Source organism: Stenotrophomonas sp. 85239_Sma (assembly GCF_056481725.1).
Window position 1 is genome coordinate 1,226,496 of sequence record NZ_CM151163.1, and the last position, 24,830, is coordinate 1,251,325.

Below are 24,830 nucleotides of genomic sequence, written 5' to 3' on the forward strand. Positions count from 1 at the left end.
GTCAGGCCTTCAGGGTCTGCTCGATGTCGGCCAGTACCGCGGCCGCATCCACGCCGACGGCAATCGACTGCACCACGTGGCCGTCCCACACGCTGGGGCCGAACGCCAGGCCTTCCGGCTTGGGAATGGTCATGCCGCGGGCCACGCCGTCGGTGGCCACGCGCACGCTGGCGCGCTCGAACTGGAACAGTTCCGGGCGGGTCAGCGCGATGCAGGCGCAGCAGTCATGCACGACCATGCCCTTGTGGCCGGCCTGCAGGTAGAAGTCCACGTAATCCTGCGACAGCGCACGCACCAGCTCGGCATCGGCACCGCCGATGGCCGCCAGCTTGTCCAGGCCGTCACGGTCCATTTCCACGCGGGTGGTCACGTCCAGGCCGATCGCGGTAACCGGCCAGCTGGCGGTGAACACCACGTCGGCGGCTTCGGCATCGCCCCAGATGTTGGCCTCGGCGGCCGGGGTGATGTTGCCGTTGACGTGGAAGGCGCCGCCCATGATCACCACGCCGCGCACCAGGCCGGCGATGTCCGGGGCCTGCTGCAGGGCCAGGGCCAGGTTGGTCATGCGGCCGACCGCGACCAGGGTCACTTCGCCCGGATGGGCGCGGACCAGGTCGATGATCAGCTGGTGGGCGGGGCGCGCATCGGCAGCCACGTCCAGGTGGGCCGGCACCGGGTGGTTGCCCAGCCCGTTGTGGCCGTGGATGTGCACCGGCCAGGCTTCCGGAGTGGCTTCCGGCTGCAGCGGGCCTTCGGCGCCGCGCGCAACCGGGGCGGCAAAGCCCCAGGCCTGCTTCAGGTACAGCGCGTTGTGCGTGGTCGACTCCACCGAGGCATTGCCGAAGGTGGTGGTGACGCCGATCAGATCGATCTGGGCGTGCTTGTGCAGGTACAGCAGGGCCAGGGCGTCGTCGACGCCCGGGTCGGTATCGAAAATGACTTTCAGCATGTTGTTGTTCTTCTTCTTCCGTGTGGTGCGGGGGCGCCGGCGGCCACGGGGCAGGCCGGCGCGCCCTACATTGTCCCATCTTCATGACAGGCAGGGCCATTGCCGGGGGGGGGCAGGCCATAATGCCCCCGTCCAGGCACGGAGCCTCCCTATGCTGATCCTCGCCGTACTGCTCGTCCTGCTGGTGCTGGTGCTGAACGTAGTGGCCACCGTGGTGGTTGCGCAGCGCGACGGCCTGTCGGCCGGGGGCCGCACGGTGCAGCTGCTGCTGGTCTGGCTGCTGCCGCTGGTCGGTGCGATCCTGTGCATGGCGGTGGCCACGGCCGATGGTTCGGGGAGCCGGGGGGATGGCGGCGCAAGCTACGACAGCTCAGGTGGTTATGCCAGTGACAGCCACAGCCATCACAACCACAGCAGCGCCGACTGCAGCAGTGATGGTGGTGGGGGTGACGGCGGCAGCTGCGGTGGCGGCGATTGATGGGACGTCCCAGGGTGCCGGCCAGCGGCCGGCACTACCCAGCCGAGGTCATGTCCTGGTAGTGCCGGCCGCTGGCCGGCAACCCCAACAGCTCAGCCGCCGCCTTCGGTCGGCAACGGCGCCGGCACGTTCAACAGCCCGCCCGCCGCCACATAGGCGGCCAGTGCCTGGCCCTGGCTCAGCAGATGGCGTTCCATGGTGCGTTCGGCAGCCTGCGCGTCGCGGCGGCGGAAGCATTCCATCAACTCGCGGTGTTCGGCCAGCGACTGCGCGGTGCGGCCCGGGGTCAGCAACTGGCGGCCGCGATGCATCTTCAGGATTCGGTGCAGGTCGTGGGTGATGCGGATCAGCCACGGGTTGCCGGCGTAATGCTGCACGGTCTCGTGGATCAGGTAGTTGTTGCGGTAGTACTCGGCGATGTTGCCCTCGGCCGCCGCCGCTTCCATCGCCGCATGCAGGTCTTCAAGCTGCTGCACGCCGGCGTCGTCGATGTGCTTCACCGCCTCATGCGCGCAGCGGCCTTCCAACATCGCCATCACCGGGAACAGCTGGTTGAGGTCTTCCAGGGTGAGCCGCGTGACCCGGCTGCCACGGCCGGCATCGATCTGCACCAGACCTTCTGCCGCCAGCAGCTTCAGCGCCTCGCGCAGGGGCGTGCGGCTGATGCCCAGTTCTTCGCACAGCGCAGGCTCGTCGATCCACTCGCCCGGCGGCAGCCGGTAATCGTAGATGCGTTCGCGCACGTGTTCGGCCACCTCTTCATACAGGGGCGCGCGCTTCTTCGGTGACCGTGGGGCAGGGGCAATAGCCATGCGCAGAGTGTAACGCCAGGTCGCGCCGGCCAGCGGCCGGCACGACCGGCTGGCGGTTACATCCAGCCCGGCACCACGAACACCAGCCAGGCCAGCAGCGGCCCCAGCGCTACCACCAGGCCGCTGTAGACCAGGAAGCGGCGGAACAGCGTCTCGCGTTCTTCCTTGGCGGCCGAGGCCACCACCAGCGCGCCGTTGGTCGAGAACGGGCTGACATCGACGATGGTGGATGACACCGCCAGTGCGCAGATCACGCCGGCGGCGCTGAGGTGGCCCTGCATCAGGAACGGCACCGCCAGTGGAATCGTCGCGCCGAGTACCGCTGCCGATGAGGCGAATGCGGAAACGATGCCGCCGACGTAGCAGACCAGCAGCGCTCCGAGCAGCGGGATGCCGATGTCGGAGACACCGTTGCCGATGAAGTCCACCGCGCCGGCATGTTCCAGCACGCCGATATAGGTCACCACGCCGCAGATCAGCAGCACGGTGGACCAGCTGATGCCGTCGACCGCACCCTTCTGGCTTTGCGGGGACAACAGTGCCAGCGCCACCGCCACGGTGATCGAGACCAGGCCGACGTTGAGGTTGTAGATCAACGCCGCCACGCCCAGGCCCAGCAGGCCGATCAGGGTGAACAACCGCTCGCGGGTCAGGTTCACCGCATCCAGGGCCGCCGGATCATTGCTGAGCGTGCCACCACCTGCCGCGACCAGGGCGCCGTGGCCTTCGATGGCGAACTGGCGCGACGATGCCTGCGGGCCACCGGCCATCGCCAGCTCGGCATTGCCGAGCGCTCCTGCGGCGGTGGTCGAGCCGCGACGCAGCAGCGCGATGCCGCCGAAGGCGAAGAAGCAGATCGTCGCCATCATGAAGTTGAAGCCCAGGCTGGTCAGGAACACCGCCATCTCGGTCACTTCCAGCCCGGCCTTCTGCACCACGCCGTTGGTGATGCTGCCGTACACGCTGATCGGCGAGAAGCCGCCCGCCTGCGCGCCATGGATGACCAGCAATCCCATCATCAGCGGGTTGATGTTGTACTGCTTGGCAAAGCGCAGGGCGACCGGGCCGATGATTGCGACCGCCGCCGGGCCCAGCGCACCGAACGCGGTGAGGACTGCGGTGATCACGAACATCACCCACGGAATGGCCACGATATGGCCGCGCACCGCTTTCACTGCCCAGTGCACCAGCAGGTCGATGGTGCCGTTCTTCTGCGCAATGGCGAACAGATAGGTGATGCCGACCAGGGTCAGGAACAGATCGCCGGGAAAGCCGGCCAGGACCTCCTTGCCCCCCATGTCGACCCATAGCCCGCCGATGATGAAGGCCAGCGCGAAGGCGACGGCTCCCATGTTGATCGGCATCGCGGTGGCGACGATGAACATGATCACCAGGCCGATGATCGTTGCGATTTGTGGACTCATGCGCCCTCCCAGACACGTGACTCACGTACAGCGCGGATGGAGACCCGCCATCCCGGGGTAAGGCGACGTACGGCGTGTTGCGTGATGCGTACTGCTCGAACCCGTTATTGCAGCCGCTCCAGCGCACTGCGGACCCAGGCCGCGGCGCCTTCAAGGCTCTGGAACTCTTCCACCGCGCGCACTTCGCAGCACGGATAGGACGGCGCGACCATGCGCGCCAGCGCGTTGCCCGGGCCCAGCTGCAGGAATACCCGCGCGCCACGCTCGAAGGCCTGGCGCATCACCTGCGCCCACTCGATGGTCTGTGCCAGCTGTGCCGACAGCGTGTGCACCACTGCGGCGCGCTCCCGCACCGGGCGGGCATCGACGCCGGCCAACAGGGACAGCCGCGGCGCCTGCACCTGTGCTGCTTCCAGGGCAGTGGCAAACGGTGCCACTGCGCCGGCCAGCAGCGGCGTGTGCGCGGGCACATGGACCGGCAATGGACGGATTTCCGCACCGCACGCCTGCGCGTCTGCCGCCAACGCGTACAGCGACGGCCGTGCACCACCTACGATGAAGTGGTCATGACCATTGGCGATCGCGATGAAGGCGCCATGCGCATCGCACAAGCGCTGGGCCGCAGTGCGGTCCAGTCCCAGTACTGCCTGGAGCCCGGCATCATCGGGGCTGGCGGCATCCATCAGCCGCGCGCGCTGCGCGGACAGTGCCAGGCAGGTGGTGGCGTCGAAGCTGCCGGCGATGGCATGCGCGGCGAGCTCGCCGATGCTGTAGCCCGCGATCACGGACGGCGTCGGCAACAGCTCACGCAGCCCCTGCCAATGCGCCAGGCTGGCAGCGCTCAGCAACGGCTGCGCCTGCGCGTTGTCGAAGCGATCATCGGTGGCTGCGACGTTGAATACATCGCGGCCCAGCAGTTCACTCGTGGCATCGAGCACCGGCTGCGCGGCGGCGAGGCCGCGCACGCGATCGAACATCGCCGCATGCTGCGCGCCCTGTCCGGGGCAGAGCAGGGCAAGGCTCATGTGCCCTCCTGCTGCAACAGGAACAGGCTGCAGGCGAGCAGGTCGGCGCTGCCACCAGGGCTCAGGTGACGCGCAACGAAGGCATCGGCGATGCGTTGCAGGCGCGGCTGCCAATCGTGCGCGAAGGCACCCCCTTCGGCCAGGAAACGGTGGGCCTGCTGCCGTGCCCAGCGCAGGCCTTCCGCGCCACCGCGATGCAGCAGATTGAGGTCTTCGGTGTGTGCGACCAGCTGCATCAGCGTGTGGCACATCGCGGCTTCGCGTGGCAGGCCACTGGCCAGCGCGTGGCGCAGGCTGGGCAGCGCCACCTCGCGCAGCAGCGGGTAGCCGGCGGCGGCCTGTTCGCGCACGCCTGGCACCTTGTGCAGGGTGCGCGCCCGCTGGCCCGGGCTGGCTGCATCCAGCGGCGCACGTGCCAGATCCGCAGCCCAGCGACGTACCTCCAGGCAGGCCTGCTCACCGGTGGCGGCATGGCCCAGGCGGGAACGGCAGGCCGCGGCGGCTGCCACCAGCAGGCCCAGGCTGAAGACCGCGCCACGATGGGTGTTGATGCCGGCGGTCGCGCGCAGCATCGCCGCTTCGGCGGCAATGCCACACCGGCGCAGCGCATCGAAGTCCGCCCCGGCTGCACCGAGGTGGGCCACCGCAGTGAAGTAGTGGCGCAGCGCAAACAGGCTGCGCAGGAACGTGCCGGCGTCCATGTCGTGATGGCTGCCGCGATCGAACGGCGTGACCAGTCCCGGTTTGGGTGCCAAGGCCAGTTCTGCATGCAGGCTGGCAACGGCGAGGCGCCCCAGGCGCGCGCAGTCCACGGCCGCTGCAGGCCCGACAGTCGGTTGCGCGACGGTGTTCATGCGCTCACCCCGGCGGAGGCGAACACGGACTCGCGCAGTTCCAGTGCGGCGCCTTCCGGGCGCTTGACCAGTACCTGGCGGCTGCGTCCCGCGTACTCCCGCCAGTTCACGGCGGCACCGTCGGCGAGGCATAGCTCGCCATCGACCCGGCGACCGTATCCGGTTTCCCACGCCTGCAGCCGTGCGACCAGGGCATCGGCCTGTGCGGTGGTGTCGATCCGCCACAGCAGATCGATGTCCGAGCGTGCGTGCACATAGCGCAGGCCACTGAGGTACTGCCACGCGAACGCACCGAACACGCGTGCTGCTGCGATGTCCTGCAGTGCCTGCACGGGACGCTGCCAATCCTGCACAAGGTCGCCTTCCAGCACGGACTGAAGTGTCGGTGGCGGCGCGGTGCGCAGCACATCGTGTGCCGGCACGCGCAGGGCCAGGCGCAGTTTGCCCTCGGCGGGTGGCAGCGGCACGCCAAGGCGCAGGCGGGGATCGGCATCGTCCGCGGCACGACGCGCAACGATGGCCGGCAGGCCCTGCGCAAACCAGTCGGCCAGGCGCGGTTCGTGCGCGGCAATGTCCGCCTGCCAGCCGGCGTGCGCTGGCAGCCAGACCAGCGTATGGCGGGGCAGCCGCTCAGGCATCACCCTGGCTCACGGCTGCAGCCACGCTTGCGGATAGTGTGCGCCCACCACGTTCGGCACCCCGCGCGGCGCGGCGGTCGCCATCGGCGGGCGTGCGCAGCGCCTGAAGCAGGTACGTGTCCAGATCGCCATCCCATAGCGAATCCACCGCGCCCATCGCCACGTAGTTCTCCACGCCCGGCGCGAATACCGGCGAGGCCTGGCTCAGTGCCTGCAGTTTCTCCAGCGGCTGCTTGGTCACCCTTGCCATCGCGCGCAGGTCCATTACCCGCACCTGCGCGTCGGGCAGGGCATGGATGTGGTCGGCCATCAGCCCGAACGAGAGGAAGCCACCACTGACCGATTCCCCGTAGACCAGCGTCACCAAGCGCGCCCCCCGTCGGCGTGCCAGGTCCAGCGCCTGCGCCAGGTGCGCGAAATAGCCGTTGATGCCGAGCAGTTCGTCGCGGCGTGCCAGGCGTTGGCCTGCGGTGTCGACCAGCATCACGATCGGACGCTGTGGATGCGCGGCGGTGCTGGCCAGCACGGTGTCGGCCAGTGCCAGTGCGTGGTCCACGCCCACCTCGAGTTTGTCGGCGGTGCCGATCACGGTCACCTCGCCGTCGTCGGTGGTGGCGGTACCGGTCAGTACCGAGTCCTCCACGGCAACGGCGTGGCCACGCGGGAACAGGGCATCGAGCAGCGCGTGCAGCGGAAGGCTCATGGCAGGCTCCGATCAGCAGTGGCGGCGAGGAAATCGTCGGTGTCCAGCAGCGGCAGCCGCTCGGGTTCGGCGATGCCCTGCAGCGACCAGATCTCACGGCCATCGCGGCACCCGCCCCAGGCCTGCACGCGCGCCTTCAGCGCGGCATGGCGAGCCTGCAGGGCATTCAATGCCGCATCGGTATCGGTGCTGGCGGTGTCCGGTTGCAGCGCATCGAACGCCGCCTGCGCGAAGGCCTCGATGGCATCGGACACCAGCACCTGGGCCTGGTCGATCAGGTAGCGGTGCTTGCCCCCGGTTACCCGCCAGACCAGCGCACGGTCGCGGGAATCGAACTCTTCCACGCCGCGCACGGTCTCGATCACCTCCGGCCCGGACAGCGACAGCCGGCCCTCCTCGGACATGATCACCGTGCTGCAGCAGCGGGCGACGATGCCCATGCCGCCGAAGGCGCCATTGCCGCTGCCGATCAGCGCGATCACCGGCACGCCCACGGCACGCGCGTCCAGGGTGGCGCGCATGATCTCGGAAATGGCGATCAGCCCCGCATTGGCCTCGTGCAGGCGTACGCCGCCGGTATCGAGCAGCAGCAACACACCGTCGGGCCGGGTCGCCGCTGCACGGCGCAGCAGGCCGGTCAGCTTGGCACCATGCACTTCGCCCACACCGCCGCCCATGAATTCACCCTGCTGTGCGGCCAGCAGCACGCGCTTGCCGCGCAGCGTGGCTTGACCGACGACGATGCCGTCGTCGAACGCCGCGGGCTGGTCGAGCTGTGCCAGGTGCGGGCTCATCATCCGCCGCGCCGGGCCGAGGAATTCGCGGAACGAGCCGGCGTCGACCAGGCCGGCGATACGCTCGCGTGCGTCGGCTTCGTAGTAGCTGTGGCGCTGCGTCCGGTTCATCGTGCATCTCCAGCGAGCAGCGTTTCCACGGCCTGGTCCAGGCGCAGGCTGACCACCGCCGGGGTGGCACCGGCATCGTTGATCGAGATGCGTACGTCGCGCAGCGGATGGCGCTGTGCGAAATCGCCGATCACCGCCTCCCAGACGCGGCCAAAGCCCTGCGCGGCGGTGATGATGCGCACCGTCATCGCGCCGTCCAGTGCGGCCGGTTCCAGCAGGATTTCCAGGTTGCCCGAGGCCAGTACGCCGACCAGTACCGCATCGCGCGGGAACTGCACCGGGGTGCGGCCTTCGAATCGATAGTCGAGGGTTTCCATGCTCAGCCCCTTACCAGTTGCGGAAGCGCTTGGGCGGGTCGTACAGGCCGCCGGACCAGCGCACCAGATCCTTCACCGAACGCGCCGCCAGCAGGTCGCGGCTGGCATCGCGCACGGAGATGCCCAGGTCATCCGGGCGGCGGATCACGCCGCGGTCGCGCAGGTTCTCCACCATCGCGCGGTCGCGTCCCAGGCCTACGGTGGTATAGCCGGCCACGCCACGGATCGCCTGTTCGCGTTCTTCCAGCGTGCGGCACAGCAGCAGGTTGGCGATGCCTTCCTCGGTCAGCACGTGGCTGACGTCGTCGCCGTAGATCATTACCGGCGGCAGCGGCATCTCCGCGCGCTCGGCCAGTTCCCAGGCATCCAGGCGTTCGACGAAGGCCGGTGCCATGTGCTCGCGGAAGGTTTCCACCATCTGCACCACCAGCTTGCGCCCGCGTGGCATCTCGCCGGGGCGTGCGGCCTGCTGGCCGGCCTTGATCCAGGCGTCGCTGGCGTGGCGGCGGCCGCGTGCATCCGAGCCCATGTTCGGCGCGCCGCCGAAGCCGGCGATGCGGTCGCGGGTGGCAGTGGAACTGTTGCCCTGCAGGTCGATCTGCAGGGTGGAGCCGATGAACATGTCACACGCATACAGGCCGGCGGTCTGCGAGAACGCGCGGTTGGAGCGCATCGAGCCATCGGCACCGGTGAAGAACACATCGCTGCGTGCGGCGATGTACTTCTCCATGCCCAGTTCGGAACCGAACGAATGCACCGACTTGACGAAGCCCGATTCGATCGCCGGAATCAGTGCCGGGTGTGGATTGAGCGCCCAGTGCTGGCAGATCTTTCCCTTCAGCCCGAGCGATTCGGCGTAGGTCGGCAGCAGCAGTTCGATGGCGGCGGTGTCGAAGCCGATGCCATGGTTGAGGCGGTTCACGCCGTACTCGGCGTAGATGCCCTTGATCGCCATCATCGCCATCAGCACCTGGATCTCGGAGATCTGCGCCGGGTCGCGGGTGAACAGCGGTTCGATGTGGTTCGGGCGCGGCGCCTGCACCACGAAGTTGACCCAGTCGGCGGGGATATCGACGCGGGGGAGGGTGTCGACGATTTCGTTGACCTGGGCAATGACAATCCCACCACCGAACGCGGTGGCCTCGACGATCACGGGGGTGTCTTCGGTGTTCGGGCCGGTGTACAGGTTGCCGTGGCGGTCGGCGGCCTGCGCGGCGACCAGCGCGACGCGCGGGGTCAGGTCGATGAAGTAGCGGCCGAACAGTTCCAGGTAGGTGTGGATCGCGCCGATCTGGATGCGTCCCTCGGCCACCAGGTTGGCCAGCCGCACCGACTGCGGGCCGGAGAACGAGAAGTCGAGCTTCGAGGCGATGCCACGCTCGAACACATCCAGGTGCGAGGGCAGCGACAGCACCGACTGCACCATGTGCAGGTCATGCACCCGCGCCGGGTCGAGGTCGGCCAGCGCCTGGGCGAGGAAGTCGGCCTGCTTCTGGTTGTTGCCTTCCAGGCAGACCTTGTCGCCCGGTTCCAGCAGCGCATGCAGCAGTTGGCCAACGTCGCTGGCAGCAACCTCGCGGCCCCGGGCCCAATGCGCGGCCCGCTGCAGGCGGGCCTGGCGGCTGCGTTCCAACGTATCCCAGCTCGGGTTCATCGACCGGCTTCCGATTGGCGTTGAAATAATTACGGCATAATTATGATGGGCGTGCAACCCGCGGTGCAGCAAATAAAAGGGCCCGCACGGAGGCGGGCCCATTCAGGGTTGGGGTGTGCCGACCAACGGTCGGCACCCACCAGGCACCCACCAGGCACCCACCGGTTCGCGGGTCGCTCAGAACTTCCAGCGCAGGCTGGCCGACACGAAGCGCGGCTCGCCGAAGTTGTTGTAGTCCAGGTTGGCCCAGTAGGTCTTGTCCAGCGCGTTGCGCACGCTCAGCGTCGCGGTCCAGTTGTCGCTGATGCGGTAGTTGGCGTTGAACTGCACCAGCGAATACGCCGGCTGGTTCACCGTTACCGTACCGCCGAGCGGGTAGGCGATGTTGTAGCCCTGCACCTTGCTCTGCCACTGCACGCCACCGCCGATGCTCAGGCGATTGAGTGCGCCGCGCAGTTGCAGCTGGGTGTTGAGCTGCAGCAGGTCCTTGGGTGGATTGGCGTACAGCAGGTCGGTGGCGGCGCGGGTCACCTTGACGCGGGTATAGCCGGCATTGACCGTCCAGCCCGGCAGGATCTCGCCGTTGACGTCCATCTCCCAACCACGTGCCTTGGTGCCGTTGACCCCGATGTAGGCCGAGCTGCCGTCGCTCAGCGTGCCTTCCGGCACACTCATGTCGCGCACCGCATAGTTGTCCTGCTTGGCCTCGAACACTGCAGCGTTCGCGGTCAGGCGGCCATCGAACCACTGCGTCTTGATACCCGCTTCCAGGTTCGAGCCCTGCACCGGTGCCAGCAGGTTCTCGTTGCGGTCCTTGTAGTTCTGCGGATTGAAGATCTCGGTGTAGCTGGCGTAGGCCGACACGTTCGGCGTGATCTCATAGACCAGGCCCACGTACGGGGTGATCTCATCGCTCACCTTGTATGCACCGCTGGTGCCGGTGTAGACGCCGGCGGCGTTGTACGAGCGGCTGAGGGTTTCCCAGCGGCTCAGGCGTGCACCGGCAATCAGCGAAAGCGGATCGGCCAGGCGCAGGCGGGTGGCCAGGTAGACGCCGCTCTGCGTGGTCTTGGCCACGCGACGTGCACCGGTGCGGGTGTAGGTCACCTCGGAGATGTCGCCGTTCCAGTTGAACACGTTGGGGATGTAGTAGCAGCGCTCACGCCCGCAGGTTGCCCAGTCGCCCGGGAAGTTCAGTGCCAGGGTGTTGGTGGTGCCTTCCAGGTCCGACCACTGCGCACCAATGGTCAGGTCATGGTCGCGGCCGAACAGCGGGAAGCTGCCGGTCAGATAGGCATCGACATTGCGGCGGGTGTCCTTCGAATCACCGGCGGCGGCACGCAGGTAAATGCCCGAGCCGGTCACCGGGTCCGGGTTGCCGGTGCCGTACAGGCGCACGTTCTGCACGTTGCCGCGGGTGTAGGCGGTGTTGATCTTCAGCAGCCAGTTGTCGCCGAAACGCTGTTCCAGGTTGGCGAAGGCGGTGTTGCTCTCGCGCTTCCAGTAGCTCCACTTCGGCGACAGGTTGGTCGAGCGTGCCAGATGGGCGAAGTTGCCCTGGTTGTCGAAGAACGCCACGGTGCCCCAGGTCGAACCGGTCGGGTTGTTGTCCTGGGTCTGGTAGCCGACGGTGATGGTGGTGCTGTCGGTGACATCGCCTTCCAGCACCGCCATGCCGGCCATCTTGTTTTCCTTGTAGCGGTCGTAATACAGCCCGCGGTCGGTGTAGGCGGCGACCACGCGGCTGCGGAAGCGGCCGTCGGCGGTCAGCGGCGCGGTTACGTCCGCTTCCATGCGGCGGTAGTCCCAGCTGCCGGCGCTGACCGCGAAAGACGCATCGAATTCCTTGCCCGGGCGCTTGCGCAGCAGGTTGACCGTGGCCGACGGCACGCCGGCGCCGCTGAGCAGGCCATTGGCACCGCGGATCACTTCGATGCGGTCGTAGAAGGCGGTGTCGTACTCCTGGTTGGTGGAGCCGCTGTAGGTGGGAATGCCGTCGACCTGGAAGTCGGTGATCGCGAATCCGCGCGCGTAGTACAGCGGGCGCTGCGTGTCATAGAAGGACACGCTGACGCCGGTCACGTTGCGCATCACATCGTTGATGCTGAACAGTGATTCGTCCTGCAGGCGCTGCAGGCTGATCGCGGTGGCCGATTGCGGGGTTTCCTGCAGGGTGATTGGCAGGCGCGTGGTGCTGGCCGGCGGTGCCGAGTGCTGGGCACGCACGCTGACCCGGTCCAGGGTCTTGGCGTCGGATGCATCGGCGACGGCCTCGGCGAAGGCCGGGGTCGCGCCCAGTGCAAGCGAGGACAGCAGGGCGGCCGGCAGCAGCGCGCGGCGGGGCAGGCGGATACGGAACGTCGGGGACATGTGGGTTCGAAGCTCGGAGACGGGAAGGGGGCGGCAACAGTCATCCAGCACCCGGGCGGCGGCTTCGGGCACATCAGGTCCATCTGGGGAGAGGCGCGGTCACTGCGTCGGGCGCAAATGTAAATAATTCTTAACAACATTACAATTCTCGACATTGCGCATGGTCTTCCGGGCGCAGAGCAGTGGCGAGCCGGGGTTGGATCCCGTTGCCGCAGGCAATGGGCTCTGACCCCATCATCGGCGCCCGGGGGCAGGTCAGAGCCCTCCCGTGCGGGAGGGATCCGACCCACCTCGCACAAAAACAAACGGCCACCCGAAGGTGGCCGTCCGTCTGCATCGAAAGGAACGCGCGGGCCTACAGCGCCTGCAGCTCCTCGTTGGCGTTGCGCTTTTCCTTGGCCGGTACCGGAGCCGGGGCAGCCACCGGGGCCGGTGATGCCGCGTTCGCATCCACCGGCACCTCCAGATAGGGCAGGTGCAGGGTCTGGCTGGTCAGCGTACGGATCTCGTTCACCAGTGCGGCGCTGTCATTGAGCTTGCGCCCGTACGACGGCACGATCTCGCGCAGGCGGGTTTCCCAGCCGGCCTTCATCTGCTCCGGGAAGGCCTTGGCCATCAGGTCCAGCATGATCGGCGGCGAGGTCGACGCGCCCGGCGACGCGCCGAGCAGGGCGGCGAGGGTGTGGTCCTTGTCGGTCACGATCTCGGTGCCGAACTGCAGCACCGGGCCCTTCAGCGGATCACGCTTGATGATCTGCACGCGCTGGCCGGCGGTGACCAGCTTCCAGTCGCCCGGCTTGGCATTGGGGAAGTACTTGACCAGTTCGGCCTGGCGATCGGCATCGTTCAACCGCGCCTGGCCCATCAGGTACTGCACCAGGTCCAGGTTGTCCTTGCCCACTTCCAGCATCGGGCCGACGTTGTTGTGGGTGACCGACGAGTACAGGTCCCACCACGAGCCGTGCTTGAGGAACTTGGTGCTGTACAGCGCGAACGGCCCGAACAGCACCACCGGCTTGCCGTCCAGCTTGCGTGCATCCAGGTGCGGCACCGACATCGGCGGCGAACCGGTCTCGGCCATGCCGTAGGCCTTCACACCGTGGCGCGAGGTCACGTCCTGGCCCTGGAAGGCAAGGAACTGGCCACCGACCGGGAAGCCGGCGTAGTCCTTCGATTCCGGGATGCCCGACATCTGCAGCAGCTTCAGCGCAGCGCCACCGGCACCGATGAACACGAAGCGGGCGCGGGTGGTGGACTCGGTGCCGGCCTTGAGATCCTTCACCGTGACGTTCCAGCTCTTGTCGGCGTTCTGCCGCAGCGCGCTCACTTCGTGGTTCAGGTGCAGGCTGAAGTTCGGGCTGCGCTGCAGGCCGGCGGCCAGCTGGCGGGTGATCACACCGAAGTTGACGTCGGTGCCGAGCGGCATCCAGGTCGCGGCGACCTTCTGCTTCGGGTCACGGCCTTCCATCAGCAGGGGGGCCCACTGCTTGATCTGTGCCGGATCCTCGGAGTACTGCATGCCGTAGAACAGCGGATTCTTCACCAGGGCCTGCTGGCGCTTGTGCAGGTAGGCAATGTTGTCATCGCCCCAGACGAAGCTCATGTGCGGGGTCGGGTTGATGAAGTCGCTGGGCTGGCTCAACCGGCCTTGCTTCACCTGGTGCGACCAGAACTGGCGCGAGACCTCGAACGATTCGGCGATGCCGACCGCGCGCTTGGTCTCGATGCTGCCGTCGGGCAGTTCCGGGGTGTAGTTCAGTTCGGCGAACGCCGAATGGCCGGTGCCGGCGTTGTTCCAGCCGTCGGAGCTTTCGCCGGCGACGCCGTCGAGGCGTTCGTAGACCTGGATGTTCCAGTCCGGCTGCAGTTCCTGCAGGTAGGTGGCCAGAGTGATGCTCATGATGCCGGCGCCGACCAGCACAACATCGACGGGCTTGTCGTTGCTGGCGGCGGGCACCGAGCGCTGGGTCAGCGGCCAGTACAGGAACAGCGCGGCGGCCAGCAACAGCAGCACGAGCAGGGCGAGCAGGGCCTTGCCAAATTTCTTCATGGGGGCGGGATCGTTGGCGGAGGGGAAGGGGTCAGGATGCGCGTGGGGCAGGGAAAGGGCGTGAAGAAACAACGCCTTGCAGCATCCATCCGCAATTCTAACCGGATCCGGTCCGTTTTTGATGCAACGCAGCATCCGACGTTTCGCGGCCCCGTCAGGCGAAGCGCCGGGCCACGCCCGGCTCAGACCAGCTCAAGAATCTCGTCGCCGGCCTCGTCGATCCCGCCGGTCGGGCGCCAGCCCAGGCGCCGGTAGAAGCCATGCGAGCGCGACCGCGGGTCGGCCGAGCAGGCCAGGAACAGCCGGGTATGGCCGGCATCGCGGGTCAGGCTGACCACTTCCTGCAGCAGCTGGCGGCCGATGCCACGGCCCTCGTACTCCGGCAGCACGGCCAGCACCAGCACCTCGCCGCTGTCGCGGTCGGCGAAGCAGTAGCCGGCCATGCGTTCGCCGTCCCAGGCGACGCGGCCGATCGAATCGCCCTGGGCGATGCCGGTCGCCCAACTTTCCGGCGTGATGCCCAGCTCCGCCAACTGCGCGGCACTGAAGGCGTTCTCGCGGGTGCGCCCGCGCAGGTCGATGCAGGCAGCGGCATCCTCGGGGCGCGCATCGCGGACGAATACAGGCATGCAGGGCATCCTTGCAGTGATCGGCCGGCCAGTATCCGCATCGCGCATGGACCCGGTGTGTAGGCCTGATGGAGAGTGTATGGAGCGCCTGCACCCGGGTCAGTCACTGCCAACGGTGAAGTACTCCACGACGAAGTAGCCGATCTGGTAGGCCAGCGTTGCCAGCACAAGGCGCAGCTGTGCGCGGCGGCTGCGCAGCCACCCGCCGAGCACCGCCACCGCCAGCATCAGCACGGCATGCAACGGGTACGCGGTTCCCAGCAGCTTCCAGCGGCTGCTGCCCTTGATGCCGGTATCGATCAGGTCGAGCAGGGTCAGCGCAGCAATCACGCTGAAGATCCAGCGCCGGCGCTGCATCAGGTAGTTTCCGTAGCTGCCGTATTCGCGCAGATCGTCGGGAAACAGCAGCGCGCACAGCAGGAACCAGGTCGCGCAGTAGACGATCACGAACAGGTAGGTTTCGAACGTCCAGCGGTGCACCTCGATGAGGCGGAATTCCCACCACCAGAAGGTCACCAGCGATATCAGCGTCCATGCCACCCAGCCAAGGTGCAGTGCAGAGCAGCCGCGGCGCTGGGGATGCTCGATGATCTGTGCCAGGCCCTTGAGCACGGTGGTGATCGACAGGCCGAGGATGATGCCCATCACCACCCGGATGTGCAGGAACAGCGGATCGGTCTGCATCGCGGCGCTCCGTGTCGGATGCCTCGATGCTGGCACAACAGGGCAGCCAGGAACGGACCCCGGTCACGCGGAGAAAAAAGGGGACGGAGGGGATTAAGTCGTATAAGGCCAATACGACCTGTAGGGCAGAAGCGACTTAATCCCCTCCGTCCCTTTTTTGCTGATCACCGTCAGCGCTTGCGCCGCACCAGCGCCGAGGAGGCGTCCAGCACGGCGCGGGTCAGCAGGGCCATGGTCTGCACGTCGCCCTTCCAGTGCTGCCAGTACAGCGGCACGTCTTCCCACGCGCGCTGGCGTACGTACACCAGGCGACCGGCATCCAGGTGCCGCTTGACCAGCGGCAGGGGGTTCATGGTCCAGCCCATGCCGCCCAGGTTGGCCTGCACGAAGGCGCGGGTGGAGGGAATCCACCAGGTCGGCGCGGTGCTGGGCAGGTCGTCGCCGGCCATGCGCCGGGCGAAGCGCGACTGCATTTCGTCCTTGCGGTTGAACACCAGTACCGGTGCCTGGGCCAGCGCCTGCGCGGTCACGCCCTTGGCAAAATGGCGCTCGCGGAACTCGGGGGTACAGGTCGCTGCGTAGCGGATGCTGCCCAGCGCGTGGATCTGGCAGCCCTGCACCGGCTCGTCCAGCGTGGTCACCGCGCCCAGCACCGTGCCCTGGCGCAGCAGTTCGACAGTGTGGTCCTGGTCCTCCACGCGCAGGTCCAGGGTGGTGCCGGTGCTCTGTGCGAACTGCGAGGCGGCCTGCGGAAACCAGGTTTCCAGGCTGTCGTGGTTCACCGCCACCGGGATGCTGGCCTGGGGCAGGTCTTCGTCGGCCAGACCCATCCGGTGCAGGGCATCGTGTTCGAGCAGGGCGGTCTGCTCGGCCAGCTGCACCAGTACCTGGCCCTCGGCGGTGGCGGTGGCCGGGGTGCCGCGCTTGACCAGCAGGCGCCCGACCCGGTCCTCAAGCGCCTTGACCCGCTGCGAGATGGCCGAGGGCGTGACATTCAGCGACTGTGCGGCGCGGTCGAAGCTGCCTTCGCGGATCACCGCGGCCAAGGCGCGCAGCTGGGCATGGTCGATACGCATCGGATTAAGTTCCGCTAATGTTGGTTTAGGAAGTTTAGCTCGTCTTTTCCATGTTGCGGCGCGACAATAGCGCTCGTTCCGGTGCTGTCCGCCTTCGCGAGGCACCGTCCCCCCAAGCAATACAAGGCAGTGAATCCCATGTTCTCGGTCATCTCCGCCAGCACCGGCCTCGGTGCCTGGTTCTCTGGTGCAGCCACCGGCATCGGCCTGTTCGCCGTGGTCGGGGCCCAGAGCGCCTTCATTCTGCGCCAGGGCATCCTGCGCAAGCACATCGTGCCGGTGGTCGCCACCTGCGCGGCCATCGATGCCATCTTCATCTTCGCCAGCGTGGCCGGCCTGCGCACGCTCACCTCGGCGCTGCCGTGGCTGACCTCCGCCGTGCTGTGGACCGGCGTCGCGTTCCTGGCCTGGTATGCGATGAAGTCGGCACGCCGTGCGATCGCCGGTGGCGGTGGCATGGGCGAGGCCGACAGCGATGACGGCAGCCGCCGCGCGGTGCTGATGGCCGCGGTCGGCTTCTCGCTGATCAACCCGCACTTCTGGCTGGACATGATGGTGATCGGTTCCATCGCCGAGAACTTCGGCAACGCCCGCATGGCCTTCGCCGCCGGCGTGGTCACCGCCAGCTGCCTGTGGCTGACCGCGCAGGGCCTGGGCGCACGCCTGCTGGCGCCGCTGTTCACCAAGCCCGGCACCTGGCGCGTGCTTGACGGCACCATCGCCGTGATTCTCAGCATCCTGGCCCTCATGTTGGCGGTGCGCGGGGTCCACTGACCCGGCGCACGCCCCCCGAACCCACGTCCTGACTCTCTCTCCAAGGTAGTGGCAACGACGGCACCGGCAACGGTGCCGTCGTCTTTTCCGGCTCTGGCGGGAAGCGCATGGTGCTGCCTAGAATCGGCGACCAGGACAAGGTGTCCACAGGAGCAGGGGAAGGATGCACAAGACGATTCTGGCGGCTGCACTGGCCGTCATCGGGGGCGTTGCCGCAGGCAGCGTGGGCGCGGTGGACCTGACGCAGTACCTGCGTCGCGAGACCTTCACCGATATCAAGATTTCGCCGGGGGGCGAGTACGTGGCGGCAACGGTGCCGATGGAGGATGCCACCGCGATCGCCGTGCTTCGGTTGAAGGACAAGCAGATGGTCGGCAGTTTCCGGCCCCCCAGCCGCAACCACGCGCAGGAATTCGACTGGGTCAGCAACGAGCGCCTGCTGATCGGCCTGGCCCAGAAGTGGGGCTCGCTCGACCAGCCCAATCCCACCGGCGAACTGTACGCCATCGATGCCAATGGCAATCGCGGCGAGTTGCTGGTGGGCTACCGCGTGGAGAGCAACGGTCCGGGAACCCGCATCCAGCCGAAGAAGGTCGAGGCGGTTGCCGCCTTCCTGGCCGACGACCTGCCGGGCGATGAGCGCAACGTGCTGGTCACTGTGTGGCCGATGGCCGAGGATCCGTTCACCCGCGTCGATCGCATGGACGTGACCAGTGGTCGTCGCTCGCGGGTGGCATCTTCGCCGGTACGGCGCGGCGAGTTCACCACCGACGGCGCGGGCGAGGTCCGCTTCGTGCACGGCTCGGGCAGCGACAACATCAACAAGCTGTATTTCCGCGAGCGCTCCGGCGACACCTGGAAGCTGATCAACGACGAGGCGGTCAGCAAGCGCATCGAAACCGCCATCGGCTTCTCGGCTGACGACAGCCTTGCCTATCTCAACGTCGAGCAGACCGAGGGGCCGGATGCGATCGTCAGCTGGAACCCGAAGACCGGCGAGCGCGCCACGCTGCTGCGCGACGAGGTGGTCAATCCGTACCGCATCATCCACCGACCCGGCACCCATGTGCCGGTCGGCGCGCTGTACCTGGGCGATAAGCCGCGCACCCGCTTCTTCGATGAAGGCTCGGCCGATGCGCGTCTTTACCGCAGTCTTGAAGCGGCCTTCGGCGGCGCGGTCTACATCACGTCCAGTACCCGCGATGGCCGTGTCGTGCTCGTGGAGACCTGGTCGGGCTCGAACCCGGGCGACTTCTACGTGTATGACACCGTGGCGCGCAAGGCCGACCACCTGATCAGCCGCAGCGACTGGATCGACATCGACCGCAGCGCCAAGGTGCGTCCGATCGCACTGAAGGCCCGCGACGGGCTGCCGCTGCATGGCTTCCTGACCCTGCCGGCCGGCAGCGACGGGCGCAACCTGCCGATGGTGGTGATGCCGCATGGCGGCCCGTTCGACATCTTCGATTCGGGCCAGTACGACCGCGAAACGCAGATGCTGGCCGCCGCCGGTTATGCCGTGCTGCAGGTCAACTTCCGCGGCTCGGGCAATTATGGCCGGGCCCACACCCAGGCTGGAGCGCAGCAATGGGGCGCGGCGATGCAGGACGACGTCACCGATGCCACCCGCTGGGCGATCAGCGAAGGCATCGCTGATGGCCGCCGCATCTGCATCTATGGCGCCAGCTACGGGGCCTACTCGGCGATGATGGGCGCCGCCCGCGAACCCGGGTTGTACCAGTGCGCGGCGGGCTATGTCGGGGTCTACGACCTGCCGATGATGTATACCCGCGGCGACATCCAGGACCGCGGTTCAGGCGTGACCTACCTGCGCGAATGGTTGGGTGATCCGGCCAAGCTGGGCGCGGTGTCGCCGGTGAACCTGGCCGAGCGGATCAAGGTGCCGGTGTTCCTCGCGGCCGGTGGCGAAGACAAGCGCGCGCCGATCCAGCACACCGAGCGCATGGAAGCGGCGCTCAAGCGTGCCGGTACGCCGGTGGAGAGCCTGTACTACAAGACCGAAGGCCACGGCTTCTACACCGAGGCCCATCGCAGCGAGTACTACGACAAGCTGCTGGCGTTCCTGGCACGCAGCCTGGGTGGCAAGACGGCGACGGCTGCGCCCGTGGCCGGCAAGGACAAGGCGCCCTGAGCTGGCGGGGCGGCGGATTCGTTCCGCCGCCCCGGCTTTCCGCATGTGCGGGGCTTACTTCACCCCGTGCATCATCTTCTTCAGCAGCGGCGCGGCGATGAAGGCGGTCAGCGCACAGCCCAGGCCGATCCACATCAGCAGCCAGAACAGGTGCGCATAGGCACTGGCCGCGGCCACCATGTCCAGCGATTCGCCTTCCGGTACCTCGATCGCGGCCAGCTTGCCGAACAGCGCGGCCAGCGTTTCCGAGAATGCGGTGGCCAGGAACCAGGTGCCCATCATCAGGCTCATCACCCGCGGCACGGCCAGCTGGGTCACCGCCGACAGGCCGACCGGCGACAGGCACATCTCACCGCTGGCCAGCAGGAAGTAGGCCAGCACCAGCCACCACACGCTGGCCATCTCGCCGGTGGCGCCGACCTGCTGCGCCGCCAGCGCCAGCGGCACGAACGACAGCGCACCAATCACCAGTCCCCAGGCTGACTTCACCGGCTTGCCCGGCTCCCAGCCGCGGCGGTCCATCCAAGTCCACAGCGCGGCAAAGGCCGGGGCGAGCAGCACCAGGAACAGGCCGCCGAGGTAGGTCAGCGAGCCGGCCGTCTGCGGAATCACCAGGCAGTCGCGCACCAGCAGCACCAGCATCAGCACGACGATGGCGGCGAAGAACGTGCGCGGTGCCGACGAGCCCGGACGACGCTCGGACAACCGCGCGCTGACCACGAAGCCCAGCGGTGCCAGCAGCAGCGAGATGATCGACCACGGCAGTGGCGTGCCGCCGGTGATCACCAGCGAGGGCACGATGTCCTTGGTCAGCAGGCGGTCGGTGAAGGTCACCCACGAGCCGTAGGACTGCTCGTACATCGTGAAGAACACCAGCGCCATGAAGATCAGCACCATCAGCGCGATCATCTGCTGGCGCTGCACCGGCGTGCACTTGCTGCCGGTGAACCAGGCGAACCAGACCAGCACGCCGCCCAGCACCACCAGCATCAGCATCAGCGCCAGGCTGATTTCACCGCCCAGCGCGAACGCGCCGTTGCCGGCCGCCCACATCAGCCACGCCACTGGCAGCACACCGAGCACCGCGCACAGATAGATGAGCCATTCGCGCGGCAGGCCCAGCACCTTCTGCTTCAACGCCGCCGGTTGCGGTGGTTCGGCATGGCCCTGCAGGTACTTCTGGCCCCACAGGAACATCGCCAGCCCGGCCAGCATGCCGATGCCGGCCGCGCCGAACCCGTACTTCCAGCCATAGGCCTCGCCGAGGAAGCCACACACCAGCGACGAGAACAACGCGCCGAGGTTGATGCCGGCGTAGAACAGCGAGAAGCCCGAGTCGCGGCGCGGATCGTCCTTGGCGTACAGCTTGCCGACGATGGTGGAGATGTTCGGCTTCAGGAAGCCCACGCCCATGATGATCAGCGCCAGCGACAGGTAGGTCACCGCCAGCGCCGAGGTGTCGCGCACCACTTCGCCGTTCACCCGGTACGCCGCGTGGCCTTCGAAGGCCATGCCCAGGTGGCCGAGCACCAGCAGGGTGCCGCCGAACAGCACCGCCCGGCGCATGCCCAGCCAGCGGTCGGCCAGCATGCCGCCGAACACCGGGATGCAGTACACCAGGCCGCCGTAGGCACCGAGCAGGTCCAGGCCGGCCTTGTCGCCGAACAGGTGGTACTTGGTGAGATACAGCAGCAACAGCGCCTTCATGCCGTAGAAGGAGAAGCGCTCCCACATTTCGGTGAAGAAGCAGACGTAGACGCCCTTGGGATGGCCCAGGAAGTCGTCGGAAGCAGGAGCGGCAACGGTCATCGACGGCGGGGACAGCGGAAAGGGCGCGATTATAGGCCCCTGGGCCGGGGTGGGCAGCCCACGGTAGATCTACGCCATGCGTGGATGGACGATCCCGCCCAAGCGCTCACAGGTACCGCAACCACGCCAGATCACGCCGTCGTGCCTTGAACCGCGCGAACGCCCGCGTCGGCGGATACAGCACCACTGCAAGTGCGCAGGCCACCAGCAGCAGGCCGCTGACCGAATCCAGCGCATACAGCCCGCCGTGGGTCGGGCCCCACACCGCCAGCGCCGCCAGGTACAGCCCCTTCAGCACATACAAGTGCAGCAGGTAGAAGAACATCGGTGCTGCACCAATGTCGGCCAACGGCCGCAGCGCACGCGCCACTGGCGGCCACTCGTACAGGCGCAGCAGCAACAGTCCCACGCCCAGGGTCAACAGCAGGAACTGCAATGACGGCGGGTACTTGGTGACGTTGAAAATGCTCAACCACGTGCGCAGCGGAGTGGCCTGGTACGACCAGGGAGCATCCCCGTACTGGTTTGCGAACCGCAGCAGCGCGAACAGGACCAGCGCACCGATGCCTGCGCACAGCAGCCAGTGCCGACGCTGCTCGGGCGCGCGATCACGGGCGAACCAGGGGCCCATCAGATAACCCAGTGCGATCACCCCGATCCACGGCAGCACCGGGTAGGAGGTGCGCAATCGCAGTGCCCCGGCTTCGATCCAGTCGCGCTGGTGCAGCACCTTCCACAGCACCGCCAGCAGGCTGTTGCCTTCCACGTGCAGGCCATCGAACAGGTTGTGCCCGGCCACCAGCAGCACCGCCAGCACCAGCAAGGCCGGGCGCGGCAGCCACAGCAGGGCGGCCAGCGCGATCATGCTGAGGCCGATGGCCCAGATCACCTGCAGATAGATCGTGTCCGGCGGCAACTGGAAGGTCCAGGCGAAGTTCACCAGGGTCAGTTCCAGCACCACCAGGAACAGGCCGCGCTTGAGCAGGAAGGCGGCGGTGGCCCGGCGCGGGTCCGCCTGGCGCTGGCCGTACAGCCAAGCCGACAGACCGGTGAGCAGCACGAACACCGGCGCACACAGGTGGGCCAGCAGGCGGCACGCGAACAGGGCGGGGGACACACTGGCCGCGTCCATCGGATCGCCCACCTGGTGCTGCAGGAAGAAGGTCTCGCGCACGTGGTCGAGCAGCATCAGCAGCATCACGGTGCCGCGCAGCTGGTCGATGGAGGCCAGGCGAAGTGAGGGGGAAGGGGGCATGCGATGCGGTGGGAACAGGTAATATTAAGATATAACATATCGTTTGCGACGGGCCCAGCCGCAGTTTGCCGGGTCGGTCGGTTGCCGGTTCACGTACGCGCCCATTGCGCTGCAGCACACGCCCCATCCTTTGGCACGCTGGACTTGATCTGCCCTGAACGCTAGCGTGGCAGGGATTTTTTGCCAGCAGGGGCTTCCATGAACCATGACGCCGCGCCCAAGCAGCTCACCTTCCGCGCAGTGGCCCTGGCCATCGTGCTGGCGGTGGTGCTGTCGGCGGCCAACGCCTATCTCGGTCTGTTCGCAGGCCTGACCATCGCCACCGCCATTCCCGCCGCGGTGATTTCCATGGGCGTGCTGCGCCTGCTGGGCGGTGGCTCCATCCTCGAAAACAACATCGTGCAGACCGGCGCCTCGGCCGGTTCGTCGATCGCCGCCGGTGTGATCTTCACCATCCCCGCGCTGGTGATCATGGGCTACTGGCCGGACTTCAAGTACTGGTGGGTGCTGGGCATCGCCGGCCTCGGTGGCCTGCTGGGCGTGCTGTTCTCGGTGCCGCTGCGCCGTTCGATGATCGTCGAAGACCCGCTGCCGTTCCCGGAAGGCAAGGCTGCGGCCGAAGTGCTCAAGGCCGGCGAGAACCCGGGCCCGGGCCTGAAGATCCTTGCCATCTCGGCCGTGATCGGCGCCTTCGTGAAGCTGGCCGCGGAAAGCGGCATGCGCCTGATTCCCGACGCCTGGGCCACCTCGGCCTATGTCGGCAGCTCCAAGGTCACCGCCTTCATCGGCACCAACCTGTCGCCGGCACTGCTGGGCGTGGGCTACATCGTCGGCCTCAACGTTGGCATCGTGGTGGTGTCCGGCTCGATCCTGACCTGGCACATCGCCATCCCGATCTACCAGGCCTTCTTCATGAACACCGATCCGGCGCTGGCCGCGTCGGTTGCCACGGCTTCCTCCACCGAGGCGGCGTTCGCCATCTGGGGCGCGAAGATGCGCTACCTGGGTGTCGGCGCGATGCTGATCGGTGGCATCTGGACCCTGATCTCGCTGCGCAAGTCGCTGCTCAACGGCGTCAAGAGTGGCTTCGCCGCTGCGCGCAAGAGCGGTGGCCCGGTGCTGGCGCACACTGAGCGCGACCTGCCGATGAAGTGGATGCTGGTCGCCCTGGTGGTCTTCGTGCTGCCGCTGCTGGCCCTGTACCAGGCCATCGTGGGCCAGTGGCACGTGTCGATCCCGATGACCCTCATCATGATCGTCGCCGGCTTCCTGTTCGTCTCGGTCTCGGCCTACCTGGCCGGCCTGATCGGTTCGTCCAACAACCCGGTCTCGGGCATCACCATCTCCACCATCCTGTTCGCCTCGGCCGTGCTGGTCGTGCTGCTGGGCAAGGATGGCCTGCAGCCGGTCGGCGCCTTCGGCGCGCCGCTGGGTGCGGTGGCTGCGATCATGATCGGCGCGGTGGTGTGCTGTGCTGCAGCGGTCGGCGGTGACAACCTGCAGGACCTCAAGGCCGGCTACATCGTCGGTGCCACTCCGTGGAAGCAGCAGCTGATGCTGGGCATCGGTGCGTTCTCGTGCGCGCTGATCATGGCGCCGGTGCTGAACCTGCTGGCCACCGCCTACGGCATCGGCGTGAAGTCCGAGCTGCACCCCAACGCGCTGGCCGCACCGCAGGCCAACCTGATGGCCTCGGTGGCCAAGGGCCTGTTTGGTGGTGAACTGCCCTGGACCTTCATCGGCATCGGTGCCGTGGTCGGTGCCGCCATCATTGCTTTCGACAGCTGGTTGAAGTCGCGCAACGCGCGCTTCCGCGTGCCGGTGCTGGCCGCCGCCATCGGCATCTACCTGCCGCTGGAACTGATGGTGCCGATCTTCCTCGGCGGCCTGATCGCCTATCTGGTCGAGCGCTTCCACAAGGTGCGCGCCGATGACGAAGAAGGCCGCGACCGCGTGCACAAGCCGGGCGTGCTGTTCGCTGCCGGCCTGATCACCGGCGAGGCACTGATGGGTATCGCCATCGCGATTCCGATCGTGGTCAGCAGCCGCGCCGACGTGCTGGCCGTGCCGTTCCATCTGCCGGGCGCACAGTGGATCGGCCTGGCCGTGCTGTTCCTGGTCGGCTGGCTGATCTACCGCACCGGCAAGCGCGCCGTGGCGTAAGGGTCATGGGGTCGGATCCCTTCCCACCGGGAAGGGCGCTGACCCCACGTTGACAGCGGTTGGGGTCAGAGCCGATTCCGGTGGAATCGGATCCGACCCCGGCGTCCCC

Annotated in this window: 21 protein-coding genes; 4 read left to right on the forward strand and 17 right to left on the reverse strand. The window is 67.4% G+C overall.

What is annotated here, in order from left to right; all coding sequences use genetic code 11:
• Position 1: 1 nt before the first annotated feature.
• Positions 2 to 949, reverse strand: a complete 948-nt coding sequence (locus ACYKG1_RS05840; RefSeq protein WP_478472088.1) for a nucleoside hydrolase — start codon at positions 947 to 949, stop codon at positions 2 to 4.
• Positions 950 to 1,100: 151 nt separating this feature from the next.
• On the opposite strand from ACYKG1_RS05840, the gene ACYKG1_RS05845 reads away from it, so the two are divergent.
• Positions 1,101 to 1,427 (forward strand): hypothetical protein, encoded by a 327-nt coding sequence (locus ACYKG1_RS05845; RefSeq protein ID WP_478472090.1) that lies wholly within the window; start codon positions 1,101 to 1,103, stop codon positions 1,425 to 1,427.
• A gap of 92 nt (positions 1,428 to 1,519) precedes the next feature.
• On the opposite strand, the gene ACYKG1_RS05850 is transcribed toward ACYKG1_RS05845, so the two are convergent.
• The 14 genes from ACYKG1_RS05850 to ACYKG1_RS05915 form a co-directional block, all read right to left on the reverse strand.
• The gene (locus ACYKG1_RS05850) at positions 1,520 to 2,239 is read right to left on the reverse strand and encodes a GntR family transcriptional regulator (RefSeq protein WP_012510388.1); all 720 of its coding nucleotides are present in this window, start codon (positions 2,237 to 2,239) and stop codon (positions 1,520 to 1,522) included.
• Between the two features lie 56 nt (positions 2,240 to 2,295).
• Positions 2,296 to 3,663 (reverse strand): SLC13 family permease, encoded by a 1,368-nt coding sequence (locus ACYKG1_RS05855; protein WP_478472091.1) that lies wholly within the window; start codon positions 3,661 to 3,663, stop codon positions 2,296 to 2,298.
• A 104-nt stretch (positions 3,664 to 3,767) separates the two neighbouring features.
• The gene (gene mdcH / locus ACYKG1_RS05860; protein WP_100471604.1) at positions 3,768 to 4,688 is read right to left on the reverse strand and encodes a malonate decarboxylase subunit epsilon; all 921 of its coding nucleotides are present in this window, start codon (positions 4,686 to 4,688) and stop codon (positions 3,768 to 3,770) included.
• Entirely contained in the window at positions 4,685 to 5,542 is an 858-nt protein-coding gene (mdcB, locus tag ACYKG1_RS05865) for a triphosphoribosyl-dephospho-CoA synthase MdcB (protein WP_100471605.1), read from the reverse strand. The genes mdcH and mdcB overlap by 4 nt, the downstream gene beginning before the upstream one ends.
• On the reverse strand, positions 5,539 to 6,180 hold the full coding sequence (mdcG, locus tag ACYKG1_RS05870) for a malonate decarboxylase holo-[acyl-carrier-protein] synthase (protein WP_478472094.1): 642 nt from the start codon (positions 6,178 to 6,180) through the stop codon (positions 5,539 to 5,541). Before mdcG ends, mdcB begins: the two co-directional genes overlap by 4 nt.
• On the reverse strand, positions 6,173 to 6,883 hold the full coding sequence (gene mdcE, locus ACYKG1_RS05875; protein WP_478472095.1) for a biotin-independent malonate decarboxylase subunit gamma: 711 nt from the start codon (positions 6,881 to 6,883) through the stop codon (positions 6,173 to 6,175). The genes mdcG and mdcE overlap by 8 nt, the downstream gene beginning before the upstream one ends.
• A complete protein-coding gene (locus ACYKG1_RS05880) occupies positions 6,880 to 7,788 on the reverse strand; it encodes a biotin-independent malonate decarboxylase subunit beta (protein ID WP_262226377.1) in 909 nt (302 codons plus the stop codon). Before ACYKG1_RS05880 ends, mdcE begins: the two co-directional genes overlap by 4 nt.
• Positions 7,785 to 8,105: a malonate decarboxylase acyl carrier protein gene (gene mdcC, locus ACYKG1_RS05885; protein WP_100471609.1), complete on the reverse strand. Its 321-nt coding sequence runs from the start codon at positions 8,103 to 8,105 to the stop codon at positions 7,785 to 7,787. The genes ACYKG1_RS05880 and mdcC overlap by 4 nt, the downstream gene beginning before the upstream one ends.
• A gap of 10 nt (positions 8,106 to 8,115) precedes the next feature.
• Positions 8,116 to 9,759 (reverse strand): malonate decarboxylase subunit alpha, encoded by a 1,644-nt coding sequence (gene mdcA, locus ACYKG1_RS05890; protein ID WP_478472097.1) that lies wholly within the window; start codon positions 9,757 to 9,759, stop codon positions 8,116 to 8,118.
• Positions 9,760 to 9,936: 177 nt separating this feature from the next.
• Positions 9,937 to 12,129: a TonB-dependent siderophore receptor gene (locus tag ACYKG1_RS05895; RefSeq protein ID WP_478472098.1), complete on the reverse strand. Its 2,193-nt coding sequence runs from the start codon at positions 12,127 to 12,129 to the stop codon at positions 9,937 to 9,939.
• A 355-nt stretch (positions 12,130 to 12,484) separates the two neighbouring features.
• Positions 12,485 to 14,179 (reverse strand): malate dehydrogenase (quinone), encoded by a 1,695-nt coding sequence (gene mqo, locus ACYKG1_RS05900; RefSeq protein WP_478472100.1) that lies wholly within the window; start codon positions 14,177 to 14,179, stop codon positions 12,485 to 12,487.
• A 182-nt stretch (positions 14,180 to 14,361) separates the two neighbouring features.
• The gene (locus tag ACYKG1_RS05905) at positions 14,362 to 14,808 is read right to left on the reverse strand and encodes a GNAT family N-acetyltransferase (RefSeq protein WP_262226381.1); all 447 of its coding nucleotides are present in this window, start codon (positions 14,806 to 14,808) and stop codon (positions 14,362 to 14,364) included.
• 99 nt (positions 14,809 to 14,907) lie between these two features.
• Entirely contained in the window at positions 14,908 to 15,492 is a 585-nt protein-coding gene (locus ACYKG1_RS05910) for a hypothetical protein (RefSeq protein ID WP_087921858.1), read from the reverse strand.
• Between the two features lie 170 nt (positions 15,493 to 15,662).
• Positions 15,663 to 16,568: a LysR family transcriptional regulator ArgP gene (locus tag ACYKG1_RS05915; protein WP_010483397.1), complete on the reverse strand. Its 906-nt coding sequence runs from the start codon at positions 16,566 to 16,568 to the stop codon at positions 15,663 to 15,665.
• Positions 16,569 to 16,706: 138 nt separating this feature from the next.
• On the opposite strand from ACYKG1_RS05915, the gene ACYKG1_RS05920 reads away from it, so the two are divergent.
• Both ACYKG1_RS05920 and ACYKG1_RS05925 read left to right on the forward strand, forming a co-directional pair.
• Positions 16,707 to 17,342 (forward strand): LysE/ArgO family amino acid transporter, encoded by a 636-nt coding sequence (locus tag ACYKG1_RS05920; protein WP_049422777.1) that lies wholly within the window; start codon positions 16,707 to 16,709, stop codon positions 17,340 to 17,342.
• Between the two features lie 163 nt (positions 17,343 to 17,505).
• Positions 17,506 to 19,494: an alpha/beta hydrolase family protein gene (locus tag ACYKG1_RS05925; protein ID WP_478472103.1), complete on the forward strand. Its 1,989-nt coding sequence runs from the start codon at positions 17,506 to 17,508 to the stop codon at positions 19,492 to 19,494.
• A 54-nt stretch (positions 19,495 to 19,548) separates the two neighbouring features.
• On the opposite strand, the gene ACYKG1_RS05930 is transcribed toward ACYKG1_RS05925, so the two are convergent.
• Both ACYKG1_RS05930 and ACYKG1_RS05935 read right to left on the reverse strand, forming a co-directional pair.
• Positions 19,549 to 21,303, reverse strand: a complete 1,755-nt coding sequence (locus ACYKG1_RS05930) for a peptide MFS transporter (RefSeq protein WP_478472105.1) — start codon at positions 21,301 to 21,303, stop codon at positions 19,549 to 19,551.
• A 106-nt stretch (positions 21,304 to 21,409) separates the two neighbouring features.
• Positions 21,410 to 22,558, reverse strand: a complete 1,149-nt coding sequence (locus ACYKG1_RS05935) for an acetyltransferase domain-containing protein (RefSeq protein ID WP_478472106.1) — start codon at positions 22,556 to 22,558, stop codon at positions 21,410 to 21,412.
• A 198-nt stretch (positions 22,559 to 22,756) separates the two neighbouring features.
• Between ACYKG1_RS05935 and ACYKG1_RS05940 the strand changes: the two genes are divergently transcribed.
• On the forward strand, positions 22,757 to 24,721 hold the full coding sequence (locus ACYKG1_RS05940) for an OPT family oligopeptide transporter (protein ID WP_262084600.1): 1,965 nt from the start codon (positions 22,757 to 22,759) through the stop codon (positions 24,719 to 24,721).
• The last annotated feature ends 109 nt before the right edge of the window (positions 24,722 to 24,830 follow it).

What these genes read in the sequence shown, in the direction of transcription:
- ACYKG1_RS05910 (WP_087921858.1), bottom strand. Translation starts at nt 15,492, where the DNA reads ATGCAGACCGATCCGCTGTTCCTGCACATCCGGGTGGTGATGGGCATC.
- ACYKG1_RS05925 (WP_478472103.1), top strand. Translation starts at nt 17,506, where the DNA reads ATGCACAAGACGATTCTGGCGGCTGCACTGGCCGTCATCGGGGGCGTT.
- mdcC (WP_100471609.1), bottom strand. Translation starts at nt 8,105, where the DNA reads ATGGAAACCCTCGACTATCGATTCGAAGGCCGCACCCCGGTGCAGTTC.
- ACYKG1_RS05940 (WP_262084600.1), top strand. Translation starts at nt 22,757, where the DNA reads ATGAACCATGACGCCGCGCCCAAGCAGCTCACCTTCCGCGCAGTGGCC.
- ACYKG1_RS05930 (WP_478472105.1), bottom strand. Translation starts at nt 21,303, where the DNA reads ATGACCGTTGCCGCTCCTGCTTCCGACGACTTCCTGGGCCATCCCAAG.
- ACYKG1_RS05905 (WP_262226381.1), bottom strand. Translation starts at nt 14,808, where the DNA reads ATGCCTGTATTCGTCCGCGATGCGCGCCCCGAGGATGCCGCTGCCTGC.
- ACYKG1_RS05935 (WP_478472106.1), bottom strand. Translation starts at nt 22,558, where the DNA reads ATGCCCCCTTCCCCCTCACTTCGCCTGGCCTCCATCGACCAGCTGCGC.
- ACYKG1_RS05915 (WP_010483397.1), bottom strand. Translation starts at nt 16,568, where the DNA reads ATGCGTATCGACCATGCCCAGCTGCGCGCCTTGGCCGCGGTGATCCGC.
- mdcG (WP_478472094.1), bottom strand. Translation starts at nt 6,180, where the DNA reads ATGCCTGAGCGGCTGCCCCGCCATACGCTGGTCTGGCTGCCAGCGCAC.
- ACYKG1_RS05840 (WP_478472088.1), bottom strand. Translation starts at nt 949, where the DNA reads ATGCTGAAAGTCATTTTCGATACCGACCCGGGCGTCGACGACGCCCTG.
- mdcH (WP_100471604.1), bottom strand. Translation starts at nt 4,688, where the DNA reads ATGAGCCTTGCCCTGCTCTGCCCCGGACAGGGCGCGCAGCATGCGGCG.
- ACYKG1_RS05845 (WP_478472090.1), top strand. Translation starts at nt 1,101, where the DNA reads ATGCTGATCCTCGCCGTACTGCTCGTCCTGCTGGTGCTGGTGCTGAAC.
- ACYKG1_RS05850 (WP_012510388.1), bottom strand. Translation starts at nt 2,239, where the DNA reads ATGGCTATTGCCCCTGCCCCACGGTCACCGAAGAAGCGCGCGCCCCTG.
- mdcA (WP_478472097.1), bottom strand. Translation starts at nt 9,759, where the DNA reads ATGAACCCGAGCTGGGATACGTTGGAACGCAGCCGCCAGGCCCGCCTG.
- mqo (WP_478472100.1), bottom strand. Translation starts at nt 14,179, where the DNA reads ATGAAGAAATTTGGCAAGGCCCTGCTCGCCCTGCTCGTGCTGCTGTTG.
- ACYKG1_RS05895 (WP_478472098.1), bottom strand. Translation starts at nt 12,129, where the DNA reads ATGTCCCCGACGTTCCGTATCCGCCTGCCCCGCCGCGCGCTGCTGCCG.
- mdcB (WP_100471605.1), bottom strand. Translation starts at nt 5,542, where the DNA reads ATGAACACCGTCGCGCAACCGACTGTCGGGCCTGCAGCGGCCGTGGAC.
- ACYKG1_RS05880 (WP_262226377.1), bottom strand. Translation starts at nt 7,788, where the DNA reads ATGAACCGGACGCAGCGCCACAGCTACTACGAAGCCGACGCACGCGAG.
- mdcE (WP_478472095.1), bottom strand. Translation starts at nt 6,883, where the DNA reads ATGAGCCTTCCGCTGCACGCGCTGCTCGATGCCCTGTTCCCGCGTGGC.
- ACYKG1_RS05855 (WP_478472091.1), bottom strand. Translation starts at nt 3,663, where the DNA reads ATGAGTCCACAAATCGCAACGATCATCGGCCTGGTGATCATGTTCATC.
- ACYKG1_RS05920 (WP_049422777.1), top strand. Translation starts at nt 16,707, where the DNA reads ATGTTCTCGGTCATCTCCGCCAGCACCGGCCTCGGTGCCTGGTTCTCT.